The sequence below is a fragment of the Bacillus sp. JJ1533 genome, from assembly GCF_036965045.1.
Classification (GTDB): Bacteria; Bacillota; Bacilli; order Bacillales; family Bacillaceae_L; genus Ferdinandcohnia.
The window spans coordinates 126,117-132,625 of the sequence record NZ_JBALOV010000017.1 but is presented as its reverse complement, the minus strand read 5'-3'; the positions used below and the strand labels follow the sequence as shown (position 1 = coordinate 132,625).

Annotated in this window: 7 protein-coding genes; all 7 read right to left on the bottom strand. The window is 44.4% G+C overall.

From position 1 onward, the window contains the following. On the bottom strand, window positions 1-213 hold a 213-nt coding region (locus tag V7138_RS08815; protein WP_335396169.1), incomplete at its 3' end, for a hypothetical protein. Between the two features lie 2 nt (window positions 214-215). Next, window positions 216-1,988: a glycoside hydrolase family 2 protein gene (locus V7138_RS08810; protein ID WP_335396167.1), complete on the bottom strand. Its 1,773-nt coding sequence runs from the start codon at window positions 1,986-1,988 to the stop codon at window positions 216-218. Between the two features lie 55 nt (window positions 1,989-2,043). Next, window positions 2,044-3,015 carry an ROK family protein gene (locus tag V7138_RS08805; RefSeq protein WP_335396165.1) on the bottom strand — a complete coding sequence of 324 codons (972 nt, stop codon included), beginning with the start codon at window positions 3,013-3,015 and terminating at the stop codon, window positions 2,044-2,046. Continuing rightward, window positions 2,987-3,646 carry a D-sedoheptulose-7-phosphate isomerase gene (locus V7138_RS08800; protein ID WP_335396163.1) on the bottom strand — a complete coding sequence of 220 codons (660 nt, stop codon included), beginning with the start codon at window positions 3,644-3,646 and terminating at the stop codon, window positions 2,987-2,989. The genes V7138_RS08805 and V7138_RS08800 overlap by 29 nt, the downstream gene beginning before the upstream one ends. A 28-nt stretch (window positions 3,647-3,674) precedes the next feature. Then, window positions 3,675-4,457 carry a DeoR/GlpR family DNA-binding transcription regulator gene (locus V7138_RS08795; RefSeq protein WP_335396162.1) on the bottom strand — a complete coding sequence of 261 codons (783 nt, stop codon included), beginning with the start codon at window positions 4,455-4,457 and terminating at the stop codon, window positions 3,675-3,677. Beyond that, complete coding sequence (locus tag V7138_RS08790; RefSeq protein WP_335396160.1) at window positions 4,454-5,761, bottom strand: four-carbon acid sugar kinase family protein; 1,308 nt, start codon at window positions 5,759-5,761, stop codon at window positions 4,454-4,456. The genes V7138_RS08795 and V7138_RS08790 overlap by 4 nt, the downstream gene beginning before the upstream one ends. Window positions 5,762-5,763: 2 nt before the next feature. After that, entirely contained in the window at window positions 5,764-6,507 is a 744-nt protein-coding gene (locus tag V7138_RS08785) for a class II aldolase/adducin family protein (protein ID WP_335396159.1), read from the bottom strand. Window positions 6,508-6,509: the final 2 nt, after the last annotated feature.

Genomic DNA, 6,509 nt, shown 5'->3' with positions numbered 1-6,509 from the left:
TTTTTGCGTCGCTTTCCACGGATTTGCGTCTACGGCCGGATTTTTGCGTCTCCAACCGATTTTTTGCGTCGCTTTCCATGGATTTGCGTCTCCAACCAGTTTTTTGCGTCGCTTTCCACTGATTTGCGTCTCCAACCAGTTTTTTGCATCGGATTTTTCATTTAGCGAAAAACGACAGTTATCCTCCTTTATTCGGCAGATATCCGCAAACATGTTTAGGAAGGGCTTCCGATATTCATTTTCTTTCCTTCATTGATTTCACGAATGATCTTCAAGTCAACCTTTGGCTTTCTGTCATAGGTTAGCAAGCCATTGATTTCCTGTTCCACATCGGTAATTTGTGTATAACAGAAACCTTGAACCAGCGGGGATTCAAGCATGGCAGAAACAACCTGGTAGTAGCGGGCGATAAAGTCCTCATCATTGGTTGCGGCTGTATAACCCCAGCCCTCCCACTCGCTTTTACGGAAAGCGATTCCACCAAATTCTGAAACAAAAATCGGTTCATCCCGGTAATGGAATCCAGGCACATACAAGAATCGATCGGCAGGCATGAATTTCAATATGTTTTCAACCTGTGAATATCGCTCCTTTAAGACTTCTTTTTCTCCGGCATAATCGTGAATGGTTAAAACATCTGTGATCGCATGTTCCCAGCCGTCATTGGAAATGACTAGACGGGACGAATCAATCGACTTCGTCAAATAATACAGACTTAATAAATGATTGGCTTGGCGCGGGTCCCGCTTCAGACGCGGCACACCCCAACTCTCATTCATAGGAACCCAGGCAACAATCGATGGGTGATTATAATCCCGTTCAACCGCCTCCTGCCACTCCGAGCTGATTCGTTTCACGTACTGGTCTGTGAAGGTCTGACTGTTGGCCATTTCTCCCCACACAAGAAGTCCCAGGGTATCAGCCCAATAAAGATAACGGGGCTCTTCGACCTTTTGGTGTTTTCTCACACCGTTAAAGCCCATCTCTTTAGCCAATTTAATATCTTTTATAAGGTCTTCATCCGTTGGCGCGGTAAGCAAACCGTCCGGATAATAGCCTTGATCAAGAACTAGTTTCATATAATACGGCTGATTGTTCAGCTCAATTTTCCCGTCCACGATTGCAATTTTGCGCATCCCAAAGTAACTCTCCACAGAATCAGCTGTTTGCCCCGCTTCGATTAATTGAAATTGGACGGTGTATAGATGAGGTGTTTCCGGGCTCCATAGCTTTCCTTCACCTGCTTGGAAATCCTGAAGAGCCACACTGTGTTTATTTTTTCGCTGAACAAGATGGACAGGTACTGTTTCTTTTGCCACCTGTTTGCCATCAGAAAATACTTCAATTTGTAATTCCTGATTTTCCTTCCGGTTCTGAACGATATATTCAACCGTTACCGCTCCTTGGTCGATATCCGGTGTTAGCTTGACTCTCTCCAGAAAGGATGGACTAGCCGGCTCCAGCCATACCGTTTGCCAAATCCCGGATGTTCTCGTATAGAATATCCCGCTCGACTCGACCTCCCAATACTGCTTGCCACGCGGCTGTTCCAAATCAGTGGAATCATCTTCCACTCGTACAGCAACGGTATTGACTCCATTTTGCAAAGCATCCGTGATATCAGCATAAAAAGAGGTATGCCCGCCTTCATGAGTACGGACGAACCTACCATTTACCCAAATGGTCGCCTGATAATCAACTGCTCCAAAATGAAGGTGAATTCTTTTATTGGACCATTCCTCAGGGACGGTAAACTCTCGTTCATACCAGATAACATCATGAAACTCCTGTTTGTTGATGCCGCTCAGCTTGGTTTGGAAAGCAAAAGGAACGGTAATTTCCTCCTTGTAAGCATGTTGCTTATACCACTCTTCTTTTAAGCCTTGGTTCTCATCATCAAATGCAAATCTCCATTGACCATTTAAATTCATCCATTGGTTGCGGACAAAATCAGGTCTTGGATATTCCGACCGCGGAATGTTCGTCATCTAACTCCCACCTTACATATCTTTTTTTATTAAAAAAAGGATCTATACTCCGTCTTTAGTCAATTGTGTTTAAAGCAACTGATAAACTCGCGGCATCACCGATACTTTCCCCTAACCCAGCAGGAACGATTTTACAAACTGACCGGGTTAGCTCGAGTGCTTCTTTTTCCAGTTCCTCCATAACGAAAGGTTCCAAAATAGCTTGTTGCCGCGGATAAATACTGCCTATGACAATTTTTTCAGGATTAAGGATATCCACGAGAATGGACAATCCCTTGCCCAATTGGCGCCCAACTGTTTCATACACCTTCAATGCCAGCTCATCACCTGCTTGAGCGGCTTGGCCCACTTTTTTCGCTGTTATGTCCGCAAGATCATCCTTTGTTTCACAGAAACTGGGTGATTTTCCCTCATTCAACGCCTCTGCTGCCATGGCCTGTGCTAAACGGGCAATCCCGCCGCCACTGCAAAAACCCTCAAAGGAACCTAATTTTCCGTAACCAAGCGGACCATCATGCTCCAGTCTGATATGGCCAACCTCGCCAGCCATATCATTGGTACCTGTATATAATCTTCCATCTAAAATGAGGCCGGCCCCCATTCCTGTTCCAAAGGTCAGAAAAATCATATTTCTGGCCCCTCTGCCGGCACCCCATTTCCATTCCGCCAAAGCACAGGCATTGGCATCATTTTGTAGACCGACAGGAACACCATATTTCTGTTTAAATGGAGACAAGATATCGACATGTTCCCAGTTTGGCAGATTAGGAGGCGACAAGATAAGCCCGCGTCGACTATCCAAAGGGCTGCCGCAGCTAACCCCGATGCTATCAATTGTATCTATACCTAGGGATTCAAGGAGCCGGTCCAAGCCCTCCTCCAACCTCTCAATGGCCTCCTCGGGTGTAGCAGGGGTGGGGAACTGTTCCTTGCCCAAAACCTCCATCGTTTCCCCTGTGGTCCTGCCAATCGAGACGGCACATTTCGTTCCCCCGATATCAAGACCTGCTAATACTCTTGGTTTCATGGCCAAAAAACTCCTCTTCTAGCATAATGCAGAGCGTATGATAGATTGGTAGATGACGTTCCTGAATGGCTGGTGTATCCTTCCATGGAACACAAATGGTGACATCGCAGATTTCCTTCATCTTTCCGCCGTTTTCTCCTGTTAACCCAATCGTTTGCAGCCCAAGTGCTTTCGCTACGGTTAAGGCATGAAGGACATTTTTGGAATTTCCTGATGTACTTATGCCCATCACCACATCCCCCATTTTTCCATAACCAAAAACCTGCTGCGCAAATACGAGGTCCGGTGCTACATCGTTTGAAAAAGCCGTCATAAGGGCTGAATGACCAGCAAGGGATATAGCCGGTAAAGCCCTTTGGAGGTGACTCGATAAATAGTCAGCATCCTCCGGGGCAAGCATCGCCAATTTTTCAACAAAATCTGGCTCGACAGGCCTTTTTAAAAGAAAGCCTTTCATTAATTCCCCGACAATATGGTCACAATCAGCTGCACTTCCACCGTTTCCGCAAAGCAACAGCTTTCCGCCGTTATCATAACTATCTTTCAAAACCGTAAAGGCTTCTTTAATGTCAGCGGCACAAACAGAAAGTTCAGGATATTTATCGACAAGCCTGGAAATATGTTTTTCCATCATTCCCTCTCCCATTTCTTCAATCTCACTAATTATCAATCTCGACGATCAACACTTCGACGCCTTTTCGTTCAATTTCTTTAATAATTTCTTTATCTGCCAGATTACTCGTAACGAAAATATCAATATCTTCAAATTGACAAAAAGGAGTTAGTCCAGCTTTTTCTAACTTCGTATGATCGGCGACAACAACGGTTTTCTTCCCTGCAGAGACCATTGCCCGTTTGATTTCAGCTTCGTACAAATCAGAGCTTGTAAAGCCTTGCTTCAGTGAGATGCCGGAGGTTCCAAGAAACACATAATCGGCACTGTAGTCCTTTAGCTCTTTCTCCGCTTGCGGGCCAACAAGGCTCATGGAATTCGTCCTTAATTTTCCACCTAAAACATAAATCTGTGCCGTTTCATCCTTACTGCATTCCTCCGCAATGGTTAATGCGTTCGTAATAATGGTCAGATTATTGTTCTTAGGCAGATTTTTCCCTACAGCCCAAGTAGTAGAACCGGCATCAAAAATAACAATCTGTCCTTCTCTAACTAGACTGGCGGCCACCCGGCCAATCAATTCCTTTTCACGGGAAAACTGCAGCATTCTTTTTTTGACTGGCGGTATCGTAATCAAATCATCCTGAATACCGCTGATGACTGCTCCCCCATAGTTCTTTTCAGCAATACCTTCCTTTTCCAGGTAGGTTAAATCCCGCCGAATCGTTTCCTCTGAAACATGTAGTAATGCGACAAGGTCAGAGACTTTTACACTTTTATTTTTAATTAACAAGTCCCTAATGAATTTCCTTCTTTCTGCCACAATCATCTTGGTTGTACCTCCCCCAGCCTAACTAACTGATTTCGTAAATGAGTAAATGCTTTTTCGAAAAAATCTGCCTTGCCAAAGCTTCCTGATTTTAAGACAAAAAGGATGGGATCCTTTGTCAAAGACAAACAGGATGGGATTCCTGGCTGAATTTCTTTCCAAACCCTCATCCCATTGATCCCCAGCACTCTGCAAACTGCTGCAGATGTGTCGCCGCCGGCAATGACAAATCGTTTTTGCCCCGTTTCACGAATGACAGTATCGGTAATTTCTGCGATCGTTTGGGAAACAAGCCGGGATATTTCCAGATTACTCATCCCTTGTTCCAAGGCACGTTCCTTTGTTTCTTTGACAACGGCTGCATTGTGGCTGGAATGGAGGATAACATCTTCCCCACTGTTAATCGATTCAATCGCTTGTTTGCAAAGCTTTTGTTTGACAACGTCTTTTCCATTCTTCAACAGCTCAAGACTAGATAATTCCAGAACAATTGCACCCTTTTCCTTCATAAAAAGAACTTGGTCCGCCGTTTGTGGCATCAAACTCCCTGCCGCACAGAATAGTCCTTTATTTGGAATGAATGTCGGCCAAGTTTTAGGTATCTCTTTCTCTTCTTTTTGGCCTTTAACCTTTGGCAGCTCTTCTGCGAGTGCAGAACTTCCTGCAAGTACTTTAAAATCATGGACGGCCTGTGCAATTGTCTGTAAATCTTGCTGCCCTTCCACATCGACAATTACATAGTTGTTGTCTTTCTTCCTTTCAAAAAGCTCCTTCCTAAGCACTTCCGGCCCTTTACGGACAATATCTAGATTTACGTTTGATACCTTTCTCTTTGTTTGTGCTTGAAGGATATCAACTAGATTTGAATGCTTCATAGGATGGACCGGATCATTACGGAATTCGGATTCCTCTAATAAACGATCGTGAACATAGTGATTACCGTTTATGGTTTTTCTCCCATTTTTGGGGAATCCAAGAACAATAACGGCAAAGTCCTCATCCAGTGCATCGAGCATGGCATCAAACTCTGCACCGATATTCCCGCGAAAAACAGAACATGTTTTATTGAAAAACTGTTGGACGCCGAGCTTTTGCAATGTCTTCGTGGCTCCGAACACTTTTTTATATGCATCACTTTCTGCATCAAACCGGGAATCTGTATCAAGAACCACCACATCTGCGTTTTGTTCAGGTAGGTTCATCCCGTTTTCATAGCTATAGACATTGACCGTATAATTGGAATTCCCGAACATAATCCCAATATCATTGGATCCGGTAATATCATCACCTACTACACCAATCATAGCTAATTCCACTTCCTTCTGGGCTTGTAGCCGGAATGATCGAGAAAATGATGGACTGTGTCACTTGAAAGAGATTTTAAAGGAATGCCTGCCTGCTTCGCTGTTATTACCATCTTTGCAGCAACTTCCAATGTCTCTAAAGCTGTTCTTGCTTCTTTAATGCTTGAATCATAGACAAGTATCCCATGGTTCTCCAGCAATAGAATATTGGCTTTGGTAGCTTTCTCTCTTACCGCCTCCCCTAAATCAACCGACCCAGGGTGACAATAAGGGACACGTTCCACTCTTTCCAAGTAGTACATGGTTTCCACGAACAGATCGGATGAAAGATCGATTTCTGAACAGGCAATCAATGTGCTATAAAACGGGGACGCATGAAGCACTGCATTCACATCCGGCCTTTCTTCATAGATAGCACTATGCATCGGCAGCTCCTTAGACGGTTTTCGGCGGAACGAACTGATTTCCGCTCCAAATGTACATTCAGCAAAATCATCCTCTGCCAATTCCCCAAGACTGGTCCCGCTCGCTGTAATCAAACAGCGATCTTCTGAAAGCCGTGCACTCATGTTCCCCGCATTTCCCCATGCGAGATTTCTCTCCAACATATATCTTCCTGTATGCTGTAATTCATTTATGACTTCTTTCATTTCCTGCACCTTCCGTATGCTAAAAATTGGCCGACGAATTCCTGGATAAAAATTATCTGGAATTCGACTAGCCATTAAGCATGGGGGACGATTCATCC